At 60.7% G+C, this 18,250-nt stretch carries 16 protein-coding genes and 1 pseudogene; 14 read left to right on the top strand and 3 right to left on the bottom strand.

The window, feature by feature from the left end; genetic code table 11:
- Window positions 1-18 precede the first annotated feature (18 nt).
- Both OIU37_RS20055 and OIU37_RS20050 read right to left on the bottom strand, forming a co-directional pair.
- Window positions 19-450: pseudogene (locus OIU37_RS20055) on the bottom strand (helix-turn-helix transcriptional regulator); the annotation flags it as partial.
- Between the two features lie 85 nt (window positions 451-535).
- Window positions 536-1,216, bottom strand: coding sequence for a redoxin domain-containing protein (locus OIU37_RS20050; protein WP_180695920.1), 681 nt, complete (start codon window positions 1,214-1,216; stop codon window positions 536-538).
- Between the two features lie 390 nt (window positions 1,217-1,606).
- Between OIU37_RS20050 and OIU37_RS20045 the strand changes: the two genes are divergently transcribed.
- From OIU37_RS20045 to OIU37_RS20015, 7 genes are all read left to right on the top strand, one after another.
- The gene (locus OIU37_RS20045) at window positions 1,607-2,071 is read left to right on the top strand and encodes an NUDIX domain-containing protein (protein ID WP_180696170.1); all 465 of its coding nucleotides are present in this window, start codon (window positions 1,607-1,609) and stop codon (window positions 2,069-2,071) included.
- 173 nt (window positions 2,072-2,244) lie between these two features.
- A complete protein-coding gene (locus OIU37_RS20040; RefSeq protein ID WP_020487077.1) occupies window positions 2,245-2,526 on the top strand; it encodes a hypothetical protein in 282 nt (93 codons plus the stop codon).
- Between the two features lie 382 nt (window positions 2,527-2,908).
- Window positions 2,909-3,775, top strand: coding sequence for a DMT family transporter (locus tag OIU37_RS20035; protein ID WP_240603851.1), 867 nt, complete (start codon window positions 2,909-2,911; stop codon window positions 3,773-3,775).
- Between the two features lie 154 nt (window positions 3,776-3,929).
- Window positions 3,930-4,844, top strand: a complete 915-nt coding sequence (locus OIU37_RS20030) for an ABC transporter permease (RefSeq protein ID WP_182207867.1) — start codon at window positions 3,930-3,932, stop codon at window positions 4,842-4,844.
- 3 nt (window positions 4,845-4,847) lie between these two features.
- Window positions 4,848-5,774, top strand: a complete 927-nt coding sequence (locus OIU37_RS20025; RefSeq protein ID WP_264258536.1) for an ABC transporter permease — start codon at window positions 4,848-4,850, stop codon at window positions 5,772-5,774.
- Entirely contained in the window at window positions 5,767-7,401 is a 1,635-nt protein-coding gene (locus OIU37_RS20020) for an ABC transporter ATP-binding protein (RefSeq protein ID WP_182207865.1), read from the top strand. Before OIU37_RS20025 ends, OIU37_RS20020 begins: the two co-directional genes overlap by 8 nt.
- Window positions 7,398-8,345, top strand: a complete 948-nt coding sequence (locus OIU37_RS20015) for a 2-hydroxyacid dehydrogenase (RefSeq protein WP_182207864.1) — start codon at window positions 7,398-7,400, stop codon at window positions 8,343-8,345. The genes OIU37_RS20020 and OIU37_RS20015 overlap by 4 nt, the downstream gene beginning before the upstream one ends.
- 29 nt (window positions 8,346-8,374) lie before the next feature.
- On the opposite strand, the gene OIU37_RS20010 is transcribed toward OIU37_RS20015, so the two are convergent.
- Window positions 8,375-9,094, bottom strand: a complete 720-nt coding sequence (locus tag OIU37_RS20010) for a GntR family transcriptional regulator (RefSeq protein ID WP_180695926.1) — start codon at window positions 9,092-9,094, stop codon at window positions 8,375-8,377.
- A gap of 143 nt (window positions 9,095-9,237) precedes the next feature.
- On the opposite strand from OIU37_RS20010, the gene araD reads away from it, so the two are divergent.
- From araD to OIU37_RS19975, 7 genes are all read left to right on the top strand, one after another.
- Window positions 9,238-10,974, top strand: a complete 1,737-nt coding sequence (araD, locus tag OIU37_RS20005; RefSeq protein WP_180695927.1) for an L-arabinonate dehydratase — start codon at window positions 9,238-9,240, stop codon at window positions 10,972-10,974.
- 9 nt (window positions 10,975-10,983) lie between these two features.
- Window positions 10,984-12,174 (top strand): mandelate racemase/muconate lactonizing enzyme family protein, encoded by a 1,191-nt coding sequence (locus OIU37_RS20000; protein WP_171603164.1) that lies wholly within the window; start codon window positions 10,984-10,986, stop codon window positions 12,172-12,174.
- 22 nt (window positions 12,175-12,196) lie between these two features.
- A complete protein-coding gene (locus tag OIU37_RS19995; protein ID WP_171603163.1) occupies window positions 12,197-12,907 on the top strand; it encodes a ribonuclease activity regulator RraA in 711 nt (236 codons plus the stop codon).
- 60 nt (window positions 12,908-12,967) lie between these two features.
- Complete coding sequence (locus tag OIU37_RS19990; protein ID WP_171603162.1) at window positions 12,968-14,485, top strand: aldehyde dehydrogenase (NADP(+)); 1,518 nt, start codon at window positions 12,968-12,970, stop codon at window positions 14,483-14,485.
- Window positions 14,486-14,502: 17 nt separating this feature from the next.
- Entirely contained in the window at window positions 14,503-15,408 is a 906-nt protein-coding gene (locus OIU37_RS19985; RefSeq protein WP_171603161.1) for a 5-dehydro-4-deoxyglucarate dehydratase, read from the top strand.
- Between the two features lie 185 nt (window positions 15,409-15,593).
- Window positions 15,594-17,114 carry an ABC transporter substrate-binding protein gene (locus OIU37_RS19980; RefSeq protein ID WP_171603160.1) on the top strand — a complete coding sequence of 507 codons (1,521 nt, stop codon included), beginning with the start codon at window positions 15,594-15,596 and terminating at the stop codon, window positions 17,112-17,114.
- A 70-nt stretch (window positions 17,115-17,184) separates the two neighbouring features.
- Complete coding sequence (locus OIU37_RS19975) at window positions 17,185-18,246, top strand: Ldh family oxidoreductase (protein WP_171603159.1); 1,062 nt, start codon at window positions 17,185-17,187, stop codon at window positions 18,244-18,246.
- The last annotated feature ends 4 nt before the right edge of the window (window positions 18,247-18,250 follow it).

The following is an 18,250-nucleotide window of genomic DNA, read 5'->3' as shown; positions in this document are numbered from 1 at the left end:
GTCGTTGGTCATATCCCGTCAAGGCGCTGGAGTGTTCTTGGAGTTCACCGCTTCTCGGAAATGACGGGGGGTCGTCCCCGTTCGCTCCTTGAAGATCTCGTAGAAGCGACTGCTGGAACCAAACCCGCAGTCAAAACCGATCTGGAGGACAGGATCCTCCGTGTCTGTCAGAAGCTGCATCGCTCGGGCAATCCGATGTCGGGTCAGGTATTCGTTGACTGATATTCCCAAAATCTTTCGGAAAGCGCTGTTGGCGATGCTTGGATGCATGCCCGCGAGTCTTGCGAGATCGGCTACGCCTACCGGATCTGCGTAGCGGGAATTGATGAGGTCGATCAGCAGCTCGACGTGGCGCACCGCATGGCCGGCCAACGATGTCTGAGAGACATGGGTTGGCGAATTGTCGATTTCAGCATTGTCCAGGATCAGACGCCGTATTCGGGATTGCGCCGTCACCGGCCTGCGCCCGATCTAATGCGTGTCGTCGCCCTCATCCGACATCGTGCAGCAACGCTGGCGGTCAGTTCGCTGCAGGTCAGCGTCCAAGGCTGCCGGCGGCGGCGATTATCTCCGCAGCAGTCGGGAAGATGCAAAGGCTGTTCGGTCCGTCCAGCGCCTCAATTTGCGACCAGGCGATGGTGCCATTCGCATTGACCAGGAAGTGCCCGACGAGCTGGGTGGCGTGGTTCGAGAAGATCGCCATATCGGCTTCATCAAGCTCGAAGCGGTCCTTGGCGTTGAGTATCGTATTGGCTTCCATCGGCTGGAGCACTTCCGACAATTCGCCCGTGGGGTTGATGCGCGCCGCCTGGAACTGCGCCATCGTCGCGCGATAAGGCCATTCGGGCTGCTTGCTGCTCCCATCGGGTAGGAACTCAGCATGGGGCACACCATAGGCCCGATGTGTGTGGCAGTCGGGATCGCATAGCAGCGTTACTGGCGTCGGCCGGTGGCGGAAATACAGGCGGGCGCGTTCTACTGGTGTGTTGATAACGGCCACGGTCTCCACCCCGGAGGCGCGCAGGGTGGGCTGTATGCCAGCGAGCTGTTCGACCTGGCGCCGACAGAACGGGCAGTGTAGCCCGCGAAAGAACCCGATCAAGAACGGGCGACCGCTCAAATCGGCGAATGAGACCGTTCCATCGAAGTTGGCCGTGGCTAGCGCGAAGGCGGGGGCGGTTTCTCCTGGTTGCAGCGGGCGATTCTGGTCTCCCATGGAATAATTCCTTTGTCGTATCGTCCAGTTGGACGACCGAAATTCAACTATATCACTTGTCGCAAGAAGGCCCAGCGCTCGATGTTGAGAGCGCCGAATGTGGTTCGGCATGCCATTTGCCGCTCCGACCGGCGTCGAGAGCTTGCCGGTATCGGTCGCCGCCCCTATCTTATTTAGAACAGACTGATGGAGCAACGAGATGGCGGAACTTGTGGCCGACACTCTAATCGACACGACGATCGAGATTATTCCACCGGAAGACACGAAAGAACATCCCGACAGTCGTGCTTGCCTTTGCTGTAGGCGCCGGCGTCAGTGGATGGACGATGACGGCTGCGGCATCTGTGAGGAATGCCTGGCCTCGTGATCGACACAAGAAGGGCACACGCGATGGCAATCCGTAGCGCCGGACTTCTGCTTTACCGGCGTGTTTCCAGGGACATCGAAGTGCTTCTCGTCCATCCGGGCGGTCCTTTCTGGGCTAGGAAAGACGAGGCTGCGTGGTCGATCCCGAAGGGGCTGATCGAGCCTGGAGAAGATGAGCTCGCCGCAGCAATAAGGGAAACTGCCGAAGAGCTGGGTGTCGAAGTCGATGGCAGGTTCACACCGTTAGGCGAATACCGACAACCTGGCGGAAAGACGGTTGTTGCGTGGTCGATCGAAGCCGATCCGATACTGGACGTGAATGCGATACAGAGTTGCGAATTTAAAATGGAATGGCCACCAGGGTCAGGCCGGGTAAAGAGCTTTCCGGAGGTCGATCGCGCGGGGTGGTTTTCCCCGCCCGACGCAGCCATAAAGCTGTTGAAAGGGCAGCGACCGATGCTTGCCGACCTCCTGACGCATCTGGAATGATCGGCCCGAAATTATCGATTGAGCCGTCCGATCTCGCTTCACTCATGCGTCAGGTGCGCGGCAGCCATGAGTTGCTTCTGAAAACAGCCATCCTATCTGACAGTCACCGCCACGTAACTGAAATCGAGAAAACGGAGCTGCGATCCGCCTTGAGCACGCGCGAGGAGACAATCATGAACGGCATTTCCAAAACCCTGAACGACATGACGCTCGTCGAACGCTCGAGCCTGCTCGACACCGTCGCTGATGCCTTGGAAGCAACGGCCGAGGAGGCGGAAGGTGAGGGCGACGCCCGCTTCGTCGCCAACTCCATTTGCGTCGCCAATACGATTCGCGGACTATCCGGGGACCTGACGCCACGCGATCTGCAGGCCGCCGAGTTGCTCCTTGAGCAAGGCATTATGCTCGTCCACCAGTTCTCGAACCGGGCGAAGACGAACGGAGTGATCCACTAGAACAGGATGGTTTTAGGCTCGGCCTAAAATCTGAATCCTGTTCTACTTTATATAGTTAGAGCATGATGTCGTCCGAAAACCGCTCACACTTTTCGGCATCATGCTCTAGCCGTGAGCGAGGGCGGCCCCCGTCAGCAATACGCTCTGTCACGGTGGACGGCGGCCGATGGATTGAGATAAAGCCGTTAATCCGCGCTGGGGATAGCGGATGCCACCGGCCCCTGGTGAGAACGAGTGGTCTCCGCCGCGGCAAACCGCGGGAGCGGGAGATCAGCAGACACGCCAGGAAGGCTTTATTTCCAATGGATTGCCGGTTCAACGCGCTGCCGTATCGAATAGCCGATATAGCAGGGTTCACCTTTGTTCGGTCAGGAGCAGCGTGATGCAGCCTGGTCGCACAGGCCTTGCCGTCTGCTTGATGGTGGCCGCCGCTTTTTTAAATAGTCTCGACGCAGTCATTGTGCGTTTGCTGGCCGGTGACGTGCATCCATTGATGATCGGCTTTTTCCGGTCGTTTTTCGGACTTCTTGTCGTCACGCCCTGGATCGTGTCACGGGTCGACCTGAAATCCTCTCCCTATCGTGTTCTGCATGTCGTGCGTGCGGGTCTGAAGCTTGCCTCACTGGTTGCTTTGTTCGTCGCCTTTGCGCACGCGCCACTCGCCGATGCGACGGCGATCAATTTCACCATGCCGATGTTTCTCGTTCTGGGTGCTTGGCTGGTGCTCAAGGAACATGTCGGCATCTCCAGCGTGGCCGGCATTGTCGCAGGTTTTATCGGTGTCATGATCATCATTCGCCCTGGAGCGTCCGGTTTCGACCAATGGCTGCTTTTTGCGCTGGCAGGAGCGGTCTTGACGGCAGCCAGCCAATTGATGCTGCGGCGGATGGCATTGAAGGATAGTGCCGACCGGCTGGTTGGATGGAATCTGATAGCGACGGTGCCGCTTGGCCTAATCGTCATGCTGCCGGTCTGGTCAATGCCGACCTGGAACCAACTCGCACTGCTTGCCATGCAGGGGGCACTCGGCGCTCTCAACATGACGCTGATCACGCGCGCTTTCGGCATGGCGGCCGCAAGCGTCCTGGCACCGCTTGACTTTCTCCGACTGCCCATCGTGGCCCTTATGGCCTTCTCATTTTTCTCGGAAGTTCCGGCCGCACAGACTTGGATCGGCGCGGTCGTGATCATCGGCGCGGCCATTATTGGAACCCGCGACATGACATGGCGACGCAAACCACCGCGATAAGCCCCGTTCATTTTTGGGGTTCACAAAAATTTTAGATGAACTAATATTTCAGTTATAACGCCGATCGTCGAGCCGTGCCTGTTGCCGGCCGGGTATGACAGGCACCCGGACGAACGGACATCACGGCCCAATGGGGTTCACTCGGGAGGAGTGCATGAAGAGTTTCATCGGCAAACGCGCGATCGCCAGTGGCGTATCGCTCGTGGTGCTTATCGTCATCGTGTTCTTCCTGTCCCGGCTGACGGGCGATCCGACCGACCTCTATCTGCCGATCGATGCGACCACGGAAATGCGCCAGCAATTCCGAGAGATGAACGGTTTCAACGATCCGTTGATCATCCAGTTCGGCCGTTATGTCTCGGATCTTGCCCAAGGCAATTTCGGTCAGTCACTGCGACAGGCCCGTCCGGCCATGGATGTCGTGCTGGAGGCTTTCGTGTGGACCTTCTGGCTGGCCGTCATCACCATGGCGCTGGTCACGGTCGCCGCGATCGTCATCGGTTCGCTCGCGGCGTTTCGCGTCGGCGGCGTCTTCGACCGTCTTGCCACTTTCTTCTCGCTGATCGGCGCTGCGGCGCCGGATTTCTGGCTGGCCATCGTGGCGATCGTTATTTTCGCCGTCAAACTGCATGTCCTGCCGACATCGGGAACGGGAACTTTCTGGCACTGGGTCCTGCCGGTCAGCGTGCTGTTCATCCGGCCTTTCGGCCTGATCCTGCAGGTGGTCCGCGGCTCGATGATCAGCGTTCTGTCTTCCGCCTATGTGAAGACGGCCCGCGCCAAGGGGGTCCGCTCGAACTCAATCATCTTCATTCACGGACTGCGCAACGCCATGCTGCCGGTGATCACAGTCATCGGCGACCAGGCGGCCGCCATCTTGAACGGTGCCGTCGTCGTCGAGACGGTGTTTGGCTTTCCGGGCATCGGCAAGCTGATGATCGATTCCATTTTGCTTCGCGATTTCGCCGTCGTTCTGGCCGTCATCATGGTCTCGGCAATGGCGATCTTCATCATGAACCTGTTGATCGACATCGCCTATGCGCTGCTCGATCCGCGCATCCGGTATTGAGCGATGACGATGGCCGACACACAAATCCTCGCCGAGAAAAAACCAAGCGGCCCGATCGGGCGCTGGCTGACGATGCTGTGGGCGGACAAGCTCGCTTTTTTCGCGGCTCTGTTCCTCTTGATCGTTCTGCTCTGTGCGCTGTTTGGCCCGCTGCTGCTGGAGGCCATCGCCACCAAGCAGAACCTGCGGGGCCGCAACGCACCGCCGTTCGATATCACCCGCGGATTGCTTTATGTCCTCGGCGCCGATGCGCTCGGCAGGCCGCTTCTCGCCCGCGTCATCGTGGCGGCGCAAAACACCATCCTGGTTGCCACGGCAGCCGTGCTCGCATCATCTGTCGTCGGTACGGCGCTCGGTCTGGTGGCAGGTTACAGCCGCTCTTCTGCTGCTCAATGGATCATGCGCCTCGGCGACGTCATCATGTCCTTTCCGTCGCTGCTTCTGGCGGTGATCGTGCTCTACATGCTCGAGCCCTCGGTCACCAATATCGTCCTCGTCCTGGCGATCACCCGCATTCCCATCTATCTGCGCACCACGCGCGCCGAAGTGCTGGAAGTGCGCGAGCGGATGTTCGTGCAGGCGGCGAAGGTCATGGGAGCATCGTATTGGCGCATTGTCTTCCATCACATCCTGCCGGTGATCTTCCCGACGCTGGTGACCATCGCGACGCTGGATTTCGCTTTCGTCATGCTGGCGGAGTCCTCCCTGTCATTCCTGGGCATCGGCATTCAGGCGCCGGAGATCACCTGGGGTCTCATGGTTGCTCAAGGACGGCCCTATCTCACCAATGCCTGGTGGCTATCCTTCTGGCCGGGCCTTGTAATCATCCTGACGACGCTGTCGCTGAACCTTCTGTCGAATTGGCTGCGCATCGCGCTCGATCCGACACAACGCTGGCGCCTTGAAATGAGGGGCAGGAAAAATGGCTGAACATCTTTTGGAAGTGCGTGACCTCTCGGTCGAGTTTCACACCGCCAGCGGGACCGTCAAGGCGGTGCAGGATGTCAGCTGGCATCTCGATCGCGGCGAGACGCTGGCGATCCTTGGGGAAAGCGGTTCGGGCAAGTCCGTGTCGGCCTCGGCGATCATGAACTTGATCGACATGCCACCCGGCAAGATCACCAGCGGCACCATTCTCCTCAACGGCCGCGACATGCTAAAAATGACGCCCGAGGAGCGGCGCTCGATCAACGGCGCCAAGATCGCCATGATCTTTCAGGACCCTCTCGCCCACCTCAATCCGGTCTATCCGGTCGGCTGGCAAATCACCGAGATGATGACGACGCATGGTCAGTCGGCGGCACGTGCTGGCGCGAGAGCGCTCGAATTGATCGGGCGCGTCGGCATAAGCGATCCGCCGGCGGCGATGCGAAAATATCCGTTCCAGTTCTCCGGCGGCCAGCGGCAGCGCCTGATGATCGCCATGGCAATAGCCTGCAAGCCCGATATCCTGATCGCGGATGAACCCACCACCGCGCTTGATGTTACCGTGCAGGCGCAGGTGCTCGAACTTCTGCAGGAGTTGCAGCTGGAAACCGGCATGGGCCTGTTGCTGATCACCCACGATTTGGGCGTTGTTGCCGAGATCGCCGACCGGGTCGTGGTGATGAATTCCGGCTGTGTCGTCGAAACCGGCAATGCGGCCGAAGTCTATCGCAACCCGCAGAACGCCTATACGAAGAAGCTGATTGCCGCCGCACCGGGGAAGGGTGCGATGGCGCAGGAGCGTGACCGGCAGGGCGAACCGCTGCTGCGCGCCATCGGCTTGAAAAAGAGTTTTGGTGCATTCCAGGCGCTGAAGGGCGTGGATTTCGTCATCATGCCCGGCGAGACGGTCGCCGTTGTCGGCGAGAGCGGTTCCGGCAAGTCAACCCTTGCCCGGGCGATCGTTCGCCTCGATGATCCGCAGGAGGGCCAGGTTCTCTACCGCGGCAACGATCTGCTTGCGATGGCTCCGAGGGAAATATTCGGGCTGCGTCGCGATTTGCAGATGGTCTTTCAGGACCCCACCCAATCACTGAACCCGCGGATGAGCGTGTTCCGGTTGATTTCCGAAGCCTGGGTCATTCACCCGGATATCCTGCCGAAAGCGAGATGGAAGGAAAGAGTGGCCGAGCTGCTGGTCAAAGTCGGCCTGAAACCGGATATGGCCGACCGATATCCACATCAGTTTTCCGGCGGCCAGCGCCAGCGCATCGCGATTGCCCGTGCGCTGGCGATGGAGCCTAAACTGATCATCTGCGACGAGGCGGTTTCCGCACTCGACGTGTCGATCCAGGCACAGGTGATCGCCTTGCTTGAGGGCCTGCGTCGCGAATTCGGCCTGTCCTACCTCTTCATCGCACACGACCTGCCGGTGGTTCGCGATTTCGCCGATCGCGTCATCGTCATGAAGGCCGGCGAGATTGTCGAGGAGGGGCCGGTGGAACAGATCTTCAACGCGCCCTCCCACCCTTACACGCAGGCGCTTCTTGCCGCGAGCCTCGATCCCGATCCGGAAATCCAGGCCACCCGACGCGCCGCCCGCCAACTACAGGAAGGACTCGTTTCCGCATGAAGCCCGATGTCATCGTCGCCTATCCGCTCCGGCCCCATCAGATGGCGATGCTGGAGGAGACCTACACGCTGCACCGGCTCGATCTTGTCAAAGGCGAAGAGCGGGATGCTCTGTTGCAGGAGGCTGGCCCGATCTCTTCCGCGCTGGTCTGCAACGGCCATGTGACGATCGACGAAGCCCTGCTTTCAAAATTGCCGGCATTAAAGCTCGCCGCCTGTTCCTCGGCTGGCTACGACCAGATGGATGTCGAGGCGATGACACGGCGCGGCATCAAGCTCACCAACACATCCGAGGTGCTGTGCGACGACGTTGCCGACATGGCACTGCTTCTGATGTTGGCGGCACGCCGGCGCCTGCCGGAAGGCGATCGCTATGTGCGCTCCGGCGATTGGGGGCGGAAGGGCATGATGCCGCTGACGACATCGACGTCGGGCAAGAAGGCCGGGATCGTCGGCCTCGGCCGCATAGGGATGGCAATCGCCAAGCGATGCGAAGCTGTCGGGCTGACGGTCGGTTATTATGGGAGGACGACGAAAGCCGGCAACGATTTTGCCTATTTCGACACGCCGGTAAAACTGGCGGACTGGGCCGATATCCTGATCGTCGCGACCCCAGGCGGCCCCTCGACCGAAGGATTGATTTCGGCGGACGTGCTGAATGCGCTCGGACCGACGGGCAGCTTCATCAATATTGCTCGCGGCACCGTCGTCGACGAGCCGGCCTTGATCAAGGCCTTGCAGGAAAGGCGGATCGCCTCGGCCGGTATCGATGTCTACCTCAACGAACCCAATCCCGATCCGCGCTTCGCGGCGCTCGACAATGTTGTGCTCTATCCCCATCATGCCAGCGGTACCGAGGAAACGCGCGACAGGATGGCGCAATTGACGGTCGACAACCTTGCCGCCTTCTTCGCAGGCAGGCCGCTGCTGACGCCGGTCAATTGACGCCGACTGAAACCCGCGATGCGGCCGGTTCAGACAAAGTAATCCGGGAACTCCTTCCTGAGCTCTTCGACTTTTGCGACGGTCTGGCTGAGATGCTCACGGATCGCGTCGACGGCACCCTGTTCGTCGCGGGCGGCAATCGCATCGATGATGGCGTGGTGCCCATCGAGGATGCTGATGATCTTGCCCTTCTCGGGCAGATGCAGGCGACGAATGCGCTCGAGATGGCCGGACCGCTCGCGTATCAATTGGTGGAGACTGCTGCGCTTGGCGCCTGCGAACAATGTCTGGTGAAAGAGCTCGTCGAGCTCCTGGAAGATCGCGATCTGATCGGCGTCGTCGGCGACGGCCGACTGCATCTTGATGATCGACCGGGCGCGGGTGATGACGCTCGGATCCGGATCCGGATCGGTTGCGAGGCGGCGGCAAACTTCCGTTTCCAGTGCAACGCGAAGGAAATGCGCCTCGTAAATCTGCAGGACGTCGATCCTGGTCACCACAGTGCGGGACTGCGGGTAAATGCGGACCAGACCCTCCTGTTTGAGAAGCTGCAATGCGTCACGGATAGGAGTCTGGCTGACTTGATAAGTCTCGGTGAGTTCGGTGCGCGACAGCGTGGTGTCCGGCGGCAGCTGAATAGTGATGATGCGCTTTCGCAGATCATCATAGACCCGCTGGACCGTACTGCCGGCAACGACCGGAAAGCCGGGCGCGGTCAGGCCAAATGTAGAGGCGAACTGGGAATTCATGTGAGGCGTCCTTTTCGACTCCATTCATAGCTTTGCACGACCTAATGCACAAGAACGCAAACTTTCCATTGATATATATGTAAAACTAAAATATCAGTTGGTGCAAACGCTGAGATAAGCAAGCGAAAATGTGGGAGGAAGCCGTGACCGCGAGGAAAACCTACGAGCAATTGCGGTCCGCCCGATGGATGTTGCCGGATGATCAGCGCTCATTCGGCCACCGGTCTAGGACCATGCAGATGGGCTACGCGCCGGAGGATTGGCAGGGAAAGCCGATCATTGCCGTGATCAACACCTGGTCCGATGCGCAGCCGTGCCACATGCATTTCCGCGAACGCGCCGAATGGGTAAAGCGCGGAATTCTTCAGTCGGGTGGGTTTCCCATGGAACTGCCCGCTCTTTCCCTTTCCGAAAACTTCGTCAAGCCGACCACCATGCTTTATCGCAACATGCTGGCGATGGAGACCGAGGAACTGTTGCGGAGCCATCCTGTCGATGGCGCCGTCCTGATGGGTGGCTGCGACAAGACGACACCAGGTCTTGTCATGGGCGCGGTTAGCATGGGCATTCCCTTCATTTATCTCCCTGCCGGCCCGATGCTTCGCGGCAACTATGCCGGCAAGACGCTGGGCTCTGGTACCGACGGCTTCAAATATTGGGACGAGCGGCGCGCCGGCACGATCACCCAGGAGGAATGGCAGGGCATCGAAGGCGGGATTGCCCGCAGTTACGGCCATTGCATGACCATGGGCACGGCGTCGACGATGACGGCGATCGCCGAGGCTATGGGGTTGACGCTGCCGGGCGCATCCTCGATCCCGGCAGCCGACGCCAATCACCAGCGCATGTCGGCGGCCTGCGGCCGCCGCATCGTCGATATGGTGTGGGAGGATCTGACGCCGGACCAGATCATCACGTCCGCGGCCGTCGACAACGCAGTCACGGTCGCCATGGCGACCGGCTGCTCCACCAATGCGATCATTCACCTGATCGCCATGGCGCGGCGTGCCGGCGTCCCGCTGGAGCTCGATGATCTCGATCGCATCGGTCGCACGACGCCGGTTCTCGCCAACATCCGGCCTTCCGGTTCGACCTATTTGATGGAGGATTTCTTTTATGCGGGCGGCTTGCGCGCCCTGATGAAGCAGCTCGGCGACAAGCTGGATCCCACCGCGATCACCGTGACGGGAAAACCCTTGGTGGACGGTCTCGACCAGGTGAAGATCTACAATGACGACGTTATCCGGCCATTGTCGAACCCGGTCTATCACGAAGGTTCGCTGGCCGTGCTCAAGGGGAACCTGTGTCCGGACGGCGCGGTCATCAAACCGGCGGCCTGCGACCCGAAATTTCATCGCCATTGCGGCCCGGCGCTGGTCGCCGACAGCTATGCGGAGATGAAGAAGATCATCGATGATCCAGACTATCCGCTGACGCCGGACACGGTTCTCGTGCTCCGCAATGCTGGCCCACAGGGTGGACCGGGCATGCCGGAATGGGGCATGATCCCGATGCCGAAGGCGCTGTTGAAGCTCGGCCTGCGCGACATGGTGCGGATCTCGGACGCCCGCATGTCCGGAACCAGTTTTGGCGCCTGCGTGCTGCATGTCGCACCGGAATCTTATGTTGGCGGGCCTCTGGCGCTGCTGAAAACGGGGGACATGGTCGAGCTCGACATTCCGGCACGCAGCCTCAATATGCTGGTTTCCGAAGAAGAGATCACAGCACGGCGGGCCGCCTGGGTGGCGCCGACGCGGCATTACGAGCGCGGTTACGGTTTTATGTTCTCCGGCCATATCGAGCAGGCCGACAAAGGCTGCGACTTTGATTTCCTGACGACGCAATTCGGTGGCAAGACGCCGGAACCGGCCATCAACTGAGGCACTACGATGTTTGATCCCGATCGACGTACGATTCCCGCACAGCCTCCCAAGGCTGGCTTCGCTGCCGGTCCGTCCAAGCTGGACGCCATCCGATCGGTCACCCTGTCGCTCGTCTACCTGCCTTTGGCGCGGCCGATCAGCGATGCCAAGGTGTTGACAGGCCGGCAAAAGCCGCTGACGCAGGTGGCCTTTCTATTTTGCGAGATCGTCTCCGAGGCTGGCCACAGCGGTCTCGGCTTCAGTTACTCGAAGCGGGCAGGTGGACCTGCGCTTTATGCACATGCCTGCGAGCTTGCCGACAACCTGATCGGCGAAGATCCCAACGATACCGCGCGCATCTGGGACAAGCTCTGCTGGGCCGGGGCCTCGGTCGGCCGCTCCGGCATCGCGACCCAGGCGATCGCCGCCATCGACATCTGCCTCTGGGATCTGAAGGCGAAACGCGCCGGCCTGCCGCTCGCAAAACTGCTTGGCGCCCATCGCGACAGTGTCGCCTGCTACAACACCTCCGGCGGCTTCCTGTCATCGAGCGTCGAGGAAATCCGCGATGCCATCGACCACTCGATCGCGTCCGGGATCGGCGGCATCAAGATCAAGGTCGGGCAGCCGGATCCGATGATCGACCTTCGCAGGCTTGACGCGGTGACCAGCCATATCGATGGCCGTGTTCCGCTGATGGTCGATGCAAACCAGCAATGGGACCGCACGACGGCCTTGCGCTTCGGCCGGCTGGTCGAGCCGCTCAATCTCGAATGGATCGAAGAGCCGCTCGATGCCTATGACGCCGAAGGCCATGCGGCACTGGCACGCGAACTCGCCACGCCGATCGCCACCGGCGAAATGCTGGCAAGCGCCGACGAGCACATGGCGCTGATCCGAGCCGATGCGGTCGACTTCATTCAGCCGGATGCGCCGCGTGTCGGCGGCATCACCCCTTTTCTGCGCATCTGCACGCACGCCGAGGCGAAACGTATGCGCCTGGCCCCGCACTTCGCCATGGAAATCCATCTGCACCTGGCGGCCGCTTATGCGCATGAGCCATGGGTCGAGCATTTCGATTGGCTGGCGCCCCTGTTTAACGAACAACTCGACATCAAGGACGGCCGGATGATCGTGCCGGCTCGTCCTGGGCTCGGCTGCAGCCTGACAGGCAAAGCCCGTGACTGGACTGCGGAAACCCGCAGCTTCGGCGCGTGAACGAGAACGAGGAGGAGGAAAAATGAACCCCGCAACCCGTGAAAAACTGATGGGTGTCTCCGTCGCGACGCTCTGCTCGGCCCTGTTCAAGCGCGGCCTGAGAAACCAGACGATCCAGGATGTTCGGCCGGTCCAGCCGAAGGGCCGCAATATGGTCGGACCGGCCTTCACGCTGCGCTACATGCCGGCGCGCGAGGACCGCAACGCGATGAACGTCTTTCGGAACCCGAAACATCCGCAACGGCTTGCCATCGAGACGTGCCCGGAAGGCTCTGTTATGGTGATGGACAGCCGCAAGGATCCGCGCGCGGCCTCTGCCGGCGACATCCTGATTACCCGCCTGATGATGCGCGGCGGCGCCGGCGTCGTCACCGATGGCGGCTTCCGGGACGCCATGACGATCGGCGGCCTCGATATCCCCGCCTATCACCATCGCCCCTCCAGCCCGACGAACCTGACGCTGCACGAGGCAATCGACATCAATGTGCCGATAGGCTGTGGTGATGTGGCGGTTTTCCCGGGCGACATCATGGTTGGCGACGACGATAGCGTGATCGTCATCCCGGCAGAGATTGCCGACGAGATCGCTGATGAAGCGGTGGAGATGACCGCTTACGAGGATTTCGTCACGGAACGCGTCAAGCAAGGTCATACGATCATTGGCCTCTACCCGGCCACCGACGAAAGCAATCTGACGCTCTTTGCCGAATGGCGGAAGGTGAATGGCCGCTAAGGCGGCGCATCTTGAACAACGGAATCAGGACGGAGCAAAGCTCCGCCGAGGAGAATGACAATGAGCTGGACCCCTTCAGGCAAGCATTTCATCGCCGGCGAATGGATTGCCGGAACGACGACATTTCGGTCAGAGCCGGCGCATGGGCAGGCGCATGACTTCGCTGTCGGCACAACGGAATTGGTCGACCGCGCCTGCCGCGCTGCTGAAGCTGCCTTTGCAGCATTTTCGGCAACGACACGCGAGGAACGCGCCATTTTCCTCGAGGCAATCGCCGAGGAGATCGACAAGCGCGGCGAGGCCGTCACCCTCATCGGAACGCAGGAAACCGGACTTCCAGAGGGCCGGCTCAACGGCGAACGTGCTCGCACCACCGGCCAACTCAGACTGTTTGCCGACCATATCCGCAAGGGCGCGCATCTTGACGCCCGCATCGATGCGGCCCAACCCGATCGGCAACCGGCGCCGCGGCCCGAGATCCGTCTGGTGCAACGGCCGATCGGCCCCGTCGCCGTCTTCGGCGCTTCGAATTTTCCGCTGGCATTTTCGACGGCCGGCGGCGATACGGCAGCGGCGCTTGCCGCGGGCTGCCCGGTCGTTGTGAAGGGACATTCAGCCCATCCCGGCACCGGTGAGATCATCGCCGAGGCGGTTGCAGCCGCTATCGAGCGCACTGGAATGCCGGCCGGCGTCTTCAGCCTGATCCAGGGCGGCCGCCGTGATGTCGGAACGGCTCTAGTGACGCATCCGGCAATCAAAGCCGTCGGCTTTACCGGTTCGCTTGCCGGCGGACGGGCGCTCTTTGACCTTTGCGCCCAGCGCCCTGAGCCGATCCCCTTTTTCGGGGAACTGGGCAGCGTTAATCCGATGTTCCTCCTTCCGGCCGCTACCGCTGCCCGGGCGGAGGCAATCGGTTCAGGCTGGGCCGGTTCACTGACGCTTGGTGCCGGCCAGTTCTGCACCAAACCCGGTATCGCCGTCGTCGTCGACGGGCCGGAGGCGGACAAATTCACCAGTGCCGCCAAATCGGCTCTTGAAAAGGTGGCGCCGCAGACGATGCTGACCAAAGGCATCGCCACTGCCTATCACGAAGGTGTCGACCGCATGCGGGCAAGCAATGCCGTCGCGCCGGTTCTCGCTGCAGAGAGTGCCGGCCGCGACGCAGAGCCGAGCCTGTTCGAGACCAACGGCTCGGCCTGGCTTGCCGATCACTCGCTCAGCGAAGAGGTGTTCGGTCCTCTCGGCCTCGTCGTACGCGTCGACTCGCCTGAAAAGATGCTCGCCCTTGCCGAAAGCTTCCAGGGGCAACTGACCGCGACGATCCATATGGACGACACCGATCTGGGCCTTGCCCGCGACCTGCTGCCGATCCTCGAAAGGAAGGCGGGCAGATTGCTGGTCAATGGCTTCCCAACCGGCGTCGAGGTTGTCGATTCCATGGTGCATGGCGGACCCTACCCGGCCTCGACCAATTTCGGCGCGACCAGCGTCGGGACCATGTCGATCCGCAGGTTTCTGCGCCCCGTCGCTTATCAGAATTTCCCCGCCGACCTGTTGCCGCAAGACCTGCGCAACTGAAACCGAGGAGTACCAAATTGATTGCCCCGACGGAACTTCGCGAGATCATTCGCAACGGCCTGCTGTCTTTTCCCGTCACTCCTTTCGATGCGGAGGACCGGTTTGCCGCCAGGCCTTTTTCAGCGCATCTGGAATGGCTGTCATCCTATCCCGTTGCCGGCCTGATCGTTGCCGGCGGCACCGGTGAGCTGTTTTCGCTGACACCGGGTGAGGTGGTCGAGGTGGTAAAGGCCGCCCGCGCCGTGTCCGGCGACGCGCCGGTCATTTCCGGATGCGGCTACGGCACGCGGATTGCCTGCGACATGGCGCGCGAGATCGAGGCGGCCGGTGGCGACGGCATTCTTCTGCTGCCGCATTACCTCACCGAGGCGCCGGCAGATGGCATTGCCGCGCGTGTACGGGCCGTTTGCAAGGCCACCAATATGGGCGTCATCGTTTATAATCGCGGCCAGGCGCGGGTTTCGGCCGAGCAGCTGGCCCAGCTTGCCGACGAATGCCCAAATCTGATCGGCTTCAAGGACGGTACCGGTGACATCGATACGGTGCGCCGTGTGACGATCGCGCTTGGGGACCGCCTTTCCTATATCGGCGGCATGCCGACACATGAACTGTTTGCTCAGGCCTATCGCGGAGCCGGCATGCCGACCTATTCCTCGGCGGTCTTCAATTTCGTGCCTGAAACGGCATTGAAGTTCCACAAGGCATTCCTTAGCGGTGACGACACGGCCTGTGAACAGATGCTGCGCGACTTCTATTATCCCTTCGCCCGTATTCGTGATCGCAAGGCCGGTTATGCGGTATCCGCCGTTAAGGCAGGCGTGCGTTTGCGTGGCTTTGATGCCGGTCCGGTGCGGGCGCCGCTAACGGATCTTACCGATGAGGAAGTCGAGATGATGCGCGAACTGATTGCTTCGGCCAGCTAAAATAAGGCGTTCCAGACACGGTTGAGAGCTCCGCGCTTCGGAGCGCCACGGTTGAAGGGTGTCGTCAACTAGTATATTAGTGCACTTGTGCTTTGCAGAACTATGAGGAGATGAATGCCGGAGCACCGGAAACGGGACGCAGATTGACTGTGAGGAGCGCCAAAGGCGCATGGGAGGAGAACGAAATGAAACTGCATTTGTTAGCTGCCTGCTTTTCAACAACGGTGCTGGCGCTGAGCGGCGGCACGGCTCAGGCGCAGGATGCCAAGAGCAACGTCACTGTCGTGCTTGCCGAAACCGTCGATGTCGTCGAACCCTGCATGGCGGCGCGCCAGGACGTCGGCCGGGTCATTTCTGAAAACGTCAACGAGATGCTCGTGGAATTCGACTACGTCAATGGCGGCCTCAAACCCCGCCTGGCGACGGAATGGTCGAAGATCGACGACGACACCTGGGAGTTCAAGCTGCGCCAGAATGTCAAATGGCACGATGGCAAGCCGTTCACCGCCAAAGATGTCCAATTCACCATCGAGCGCAACAAGAACAAGAAGCTCAGCTGTGAGACCGGCGGCAAATATTTCGGCGGCACGGAGTTCAGCTTCGAAACGCCGGATGCCAACACTATCCGCATTACGACAAAACCAGCACAACCGATTCTCCCGCTTCTGATGACGGTGATGGCGGTGGAATCGGCCGAGGCGACACCAGCCGACGAATTCACCCGCAAGCCGATTGGCACCGGCCCTTATACGTTCGACAAATGGGAAATCGGCCAGTCAATCGTGCTGAAGCGCAATCCGGAATATTGGGGGGAGAAACCGCAGGTGGAACAGGCGACCTATCTGTTCCGCTCCGACAGCGCCGTTGCTGCCGCCATGGTCGATGCCGGCGAAGCCGATATCGTTCCGGCCGTATCCGTACAGGATGCCACCAACAAGGAAACCGATTTCGCCTATCCGAATTCGGAGACGACATCGCTGCGCATCGATACGCGCGCCGCACCCCTTAACGACCGGCGCATCCGCGAAGCGATGAACCTCGCCATCGATCGTCAGGCGATGCTCGGAACGCTGTTCCCCGAACAGGCAAAGATCGCGACGCAGCTCGTCGTGCCGACCACGATCGGCTACAATGCCGATATCCCCGCCTGGCCCTATGATCCCGAAAAAGCAAAGGAACTGGTCGCAGCAGCGAAAGCGGACGGCGTCCCGGTCGATCGCGAGATCCGCATTATCGGTCGCAATGGGCAATATCCCAATGCCACCGAAGCAATGGAAGCGATGATGGCAATGCTTCAGGAAGTCGGCTTGAACGTAAAGCTCGACATGTATGACGTTTCCGTGTGGAACGGCTACTTCGTTGCACCCTTTGTCGCCGACTCCGGTCCGACGCTGACCCAGTCGCAGCACGACAATGCGACCGGCGACCCCGTCTTCACCGCATTCGTGAAATACGCGACCGAAGGCTCCCACTCCATGGTTCGCGATCCTGCCGTCGACGCACTGATCGCCAAGGCGACGTCTGCCACCGGCGACGAGCGCACAAAACTCTGGAAGGAACTATTCGCCAAGGTGAACACCGAAATCATCGCCGACATCCCGATGTTTCATATGGTCGGTTTCACCCGCGTCTCGCCGCGTCTCGACTTCAAGCCGACGATCGCGACGAATTCCGAACTGCAGCTGTCGCAGATCCGCTTCAAGTAAGCCGGTATGCCGCACTTGAGCACGGGCCGCCGCAAATAGCGGCCCGTGTTTTCGATGACGTGAGGGAGGAATGCCTATGCCCCTGATTGACCGCATCGCCCTGACCCAATTCGCAAAGCAGATATTGACCCGCGCCGGCATGGAGACCGACAAGGCCGATACGACCGCCGCCGTCCTGGTGGAGGGCGACATGATCGGCCACGAGACTCATGGCGTCAGCCTTTTGAACTGGTATGTCGAGGCGTTGGAAGATGGCTCGTTGGCGAAGTCCGGCAGCTATGAGGTCGTCAATGACCGCGGCGCAGCCTTTGTTTGGGAAGGCAAATCCTTGCCCGGTGCATGGCTGCTGACCAAGGCGATCGAGCAGGCCTGCGAACGGGTAGGCGATCATGGCGTCGTCACCGCCGCAATCCGCAACTGCCATCATACCTGCGCTCTTTCGGCTTTCATGCGGCAGGTAACCGACCGGGGCCTGATCGTTCAGCTGTCGGTCTCGCATCCCGCTGCAAGCCGCGTTGCGCCCTATGGCGGCACGAAGCCGCTCCTGACGCCCAATCCGATGGCGGCCGGCTTCCCGACGTCTAAGGATCCGATCCTGATCGACGTCTCTGCCTCGATCACCACCACGACCATGACGCAAAACCTGGCGAAGGCCGGCAAGAAATTTCCTGAGGCCTGGGCTTTCACCGCCGCAGGCGAGCCGACCGATGATCCGCGCGAGGTGACCGAACGGGGCGGGACAATGATGCCTCTTGGCGGTCAGTTGAAGGGGCACAAGGGTTTTGGGCTCGGGCTGATCGTCGAATTGCTGGGGCAGGGGCTTTCCGGCAAGGGACGGGCCAACACGCCGTCCGGTGTCTTTTCGCAAAGCGCTTTCCTTCAGGTCATCGATCCCGCCTTTTTTGCCGGGCTGGATGCCTTTACGGCGCAGTCTGACTTTCTCGCCTCTGCCTGCCGCAGCAATCCACCGGCGCCCTGGAACGATGGCCCCGTTCGCATGCCGGGCGAAAGCGCAGCGCGAAAGCGCCGCTTGGCGTTAGAAGAGGGCGTGCCGGTCGGCGATGCAGCTTGGCAGAAGCTTTGTAAACATGCCGAGATCCTGGGCTTGCCTATTCCTGACGTCGCTGCGTGAGGGA

This window comes from Rhizobium sp. BT-226 (assembly GCF_025847085.2).
Lineage (GTDB): Bacteria > Pseudomonadota > Alphaproteobacteria > Rhizobiales > Rhizobiaceae > Rhizobium > Rhizobium sophorae.
Note: the sequence above shows the minus strand (reverse complement) of the source record. Positions and strands in the feature narration are given on the sequence as shown.